Annotated in this window: 2 protein-coding genes; both read left to right on the top strand. The window is 34.8% G+C overall.

The genetic code is table 11. The annotated features are described in order from the left end of the window. Positions 1-348: 348 nt before the first annotated feature. Positions 349-849: a hypothetical protein gene (locus tag ACIQ0M_RS15350; RefSeq protein WP_396153810.1), complete on the top strand. Its 501-nt coding sequence runs from the start codon at positions 349-351 to the stop codon at positions 847-849. A 286-nt stretch (positions 850-1135) separates the two neighbouring features. Further along, on the top strand, positions 1136-3389 hold a 2254-nt coding region (locus ACIQ0M_RS15355; protein WP_396153812.1), incomplete at its 3' end, for a type I restriction endonuclease subunit R.

Consider the following 3389-nt stretch of genomic DNA (forward strand, 5'->3'; position numbering starts at 1 on the left):
CGAAAGTGAGTATAATGCGTGATACCGAAGTATTTTCTTTTTGTAAATTTTCTTACGAATTTTAATAATGTTGCAATTTTAAAATAAAAAACGACATCAAACAATACCCATTTATAGTGATTTTTTTCTCCTCACTAGATTTGGTGATATTTTGTGGAATGTTTAGTGGTTAATCCTTCAACGAAGTTGAATATAGTTAGAAGAAATATTTTTTTAATGTGTCAAAAAAAAGTATATTTTAATTGTGACACAATTTTTGTGTAAAAAAAATAATTTATATAAATATGACACACTTTTTTGTATATTTGTTTGAGCGAAACAATTGACACAATCAAATAAGATTGCCTTATGAATGCTTTTAAAGAAATTACCGGACTCACACACGATGAAATGGCCATATTTCTAGGGGTACACCGATCACAATGGTCTATGTTTGTGTGCGGAAAAAGAAGTTTGCCGTTAGAGGCCACTGTAAAACTAAACGAACTTTTACAATACGTAAAAAAAAATAAAACCGCCAAAACCAGTCGTAATTTTTTAGAGAATGAAAGCAAAACTGTTCAAAAAGAATGGCAAAAAAAACTAACCGATTTGGCAATAATGCATCATCAGGTCAATAAAAAAATAGAAGAAATACAAAAAACACGTGAGCATTTGTTGGCGGGAATAACAGCCTTGGATTTTTTTAAAACTAAAAAGGATAATAACAGTTTGCAAACAAAAACTATTGAAAATAGGATAAAAAAGAGTTTAGAACTCAATTCGCTCCAAAAATTAGCCGCATGTGAACTTAAAAAACAACAAATTGAAAATGAAATGTTTTTTTTAAAACAAAAAATGAATGTTTAAACGAAAAACTACGATAGAAATTGGAATAAAGTAATAGCCTCAAAAAACCATTTTTTATAACATCCAACTTCTAAAGTACCTATAAAAATAGGATAGTTTTTCAAAATCACAGCAAGTATTTTTTACTATATTTGAGCAATCAAAATTGGTTAAAATGCAATGGCTTTAATGAATCAATTATAAAAGCAAAAGAAAATCTCAAAAGAAAAAGTGATTTTAGAACTATTGAAAATTTAAACGGATTACATTATTTTAAAATCAATAAACGCCAAAGAGTTACAAATAAATGAGTAAAGAAAATCAAATAGAACTAAACCTCATCGAACAACTCATAGGGCTGAAGTACATTCATCGTCCCGACATAGTTGACAGGAAAACACTAGAACAAAACTTCAAAACTAAATTTGAAGCACTCAACCGTGTTCGTTTGTCTGATAATGAATTTTTGCGACTCAGAGAAGAAATCATTGAACCGGATGTTTTTAAAGCTTCTAAACTTTTACGGGAAAGACAATACTTTCAACGAGAAGATGGAACGCCTTTGCATTACACTTTGGTAAATAACAAAGACTGGTGTAAAAACGATTTTGAAGTAATCAGTCAATTACGCATCAATACCGAAAACAGCCACCAACGTTACGATGTTATTTTGTTGATTAACGGCTTGCCTGTGGTGCAAATTGAGTTGAAAAACCTCGACATTTCCCCTCGAAAAGCAATGGAACAAATTGTGAGTTACAAAAATGAACCGGGTAACGGTTACGGTAATTCATTGCTTTGTTATATGCAGTTGTTTATTGTGAGCAACAGAACCAATACGTATTATTTTGCCAACAACAAGAACCAACATTTTGCTTTTAATGCAGACGAACGGTTTTTGCCGATATATCAATTAGCCGACGAGAGCAATAAGAAAATAACACACCTTGAAACTTTCACAGAAAAATTCCTAACCAAATGCACGTTGGGCAGTATGATTAGCAAGTATATGGTGCTTGTGGAAAGTGAACAAAAGTTGCTCATCATGCGGCCCTATCAGATTTATGCCGTGAAAGCAATTATTGATTGCATCCAACAAAACCGGGGCAATGGATACATCTGGCATACCACGGGAAGTGGGAAAACCTTGACTTCTTTTAAAGCTTCTACCTTATTGAAAGACAATGCCGACATTGAAAAATGTTTGTTTGTGGTAGACCGCAAAGACCTTGACCGACAAACCCGTGAGGAGTTCAATAAATTTCAAGAAGGCAGTGTAGAAGAAAACACCAATACCGAAACCTTGGTAAGGCGTTTGCTTTCTACCAATTATGCGGATAAGGTGATTGTAACCACTATTCAAAAATTGGGCTTGGCCTTGGATGGCAATAACAAAAAGAATTACAAAGAACGTTTAGAACCACTTCGCAACAAGCGAATAGTTTTTATTTTTGACGAGTGTCACCGTTCGCAATTTGGAGAAAATCACAAAGCCATCAAGGAGTTTTTTCCCAATGCTCAACTGTTTGGTTTTACCGGCACGCCCATTTTTGATCAAAATGCTACCTATCAAATTCGCGAGGGAGAAGAGGCATCTTATAAAACCACCCAAGACATTTTTGAAAAACAATTGCACGCCTACACCATTACGCACGCTATTGACGACCGAAATGTATTGCGGTTTCACATTGATTATTTTAAGGGTAAAGGAGAAATAAAAGCAAAGCCCGGAGAAGCCATTGCTCAGCAAGCAATTGTAGAAGCTATTTTAGAAAAACACCATGCGGCAACCAATTTCAGAAGGTTCAATGCAGTGTTGGCAACGGCTTCTATTAACAACGCCATAGAGTATTACAACCTTTTCAAAGAAATTCAAAAAAAGAAACTAGCCGAAAATCCAGACTATGAACCGTTAAACATTGCTTGTGTATTTTCTCCACCTGCCGAGGGAAACTCTGATATTCAACAGATTCAGGAAGATTTAACCCAAGAAAAAGAAGACAACAAACAGAACCCCGAAGAAAAGAAAGCAGCACTCAAAACCATTATGGCTGATTATAATCAGCAGTTTGGCACCAATCATACCATCAGTGAATTTGATTTGTATTATCAAGATGTGCAAAGACGCATCAAAGACCAAAAATGGACAAACAAAGAACTGGACCGCAGTAAAAAAATTGACATAACCATTGTGGTAGATATGTTGCTTACTGGGTTTGACAGCAAATATTTGAACACCTTATACGTGGACAAAAACCTAAAATACCACGGGTTGATTCAGGCGTTTTCACGTACCAATCGGGTGTTGAATGACACCAAACCACATGGCAATATTTTAGACTTTCGTTCACAACAAGAAGCTGTAAACCAAGCCATCGCTTTGTTTTCCGGTGTGGACGAAAACAGGTCTCGTGAAATTTGGTTGGTAGATCCGGCTCCGGTTGTTATTGAAAAATTTAAAGAAGCAGTAGAAAAATTAGGTTATTTTATGCAGGATAACAATTTGGTTTGTGAACCCCAAGAAGTTTATAATCTAAAAGGTGACGCTTCACGAATTGCAT

It is taken from the genome of Flavobacterium sp. (assembly GCF_044339515.1).
In the GTDB taxonomy this organism is placed as follows: Bacteria; Bacteroidota; Bacteroidia; order Flavobacteriales; family Flavobacteriaceae; genus Flavobacterium.

Excerpts from the sequence above, each read along its gene's own strand:
- ACIQ0M_RS15350 (WP_396153810.1), top strand. The coding sequence starts at position 349 with ATGAATGCTTTTAAAGAAATTACCGGACTCACACACGATGAAATGGCC.